Origin of the sequence: Vibrio sp. 10N.222.46.A1 (genome assembly GCF_041473595.1) — a bacterium.
Lineage (GTDB): Bacteria > Pseudomonadota > Gammaproteobacteria > Enterobacterales > Vibrionaceae > Vibrio > Vibrio tasmaniensis_A.
Genome location: NZ_JBFRSN010001046.1, coordinates 1 through 269, shown reverse-complemented (window position 1 = coordinate 269; position 269 = coordinate 1). Strand labels below are relative to the sequence as shown.

1 pseudogene is annotated in these 269 nt (G+C 48.3%); it reads left to right on the top strand.

From position 1 onward, the window contains the following. Positions 1–184: pseudogene (locus tag AB4496_RS23560) on the top strand (D-hexose-6-phosphate mutarotase); the annotation flags it as partial. Between the last annotated feature and the right edge of the window lie 85 nt (positions 185–269).

The window sequence follows — 269 nt, the reverse complement described above, 5'->3', positions numbered from 1 at the left end:
TAACTCTGCGGTACTTTGGAACCCGTGGGCGGAAGGGGCTGCAAGTATGGGCGACATGCAAGACGACGGTTATCTAACCATGATGTGTGTCGAGTCAACACTGCACGCACCAAGCCTAGAAGCAGGCAAAACGTTACAGCCTGGCGAAAGCCACCAGCTGATTACAGTGATTGCTTCGAAATAAACTTAAAGCTACGCCAATTAGATACGAAAATGCAGCCCATGAGCTGCATTTTTATTGCCCCTAACCCTCTCTATCTCTATCTCTA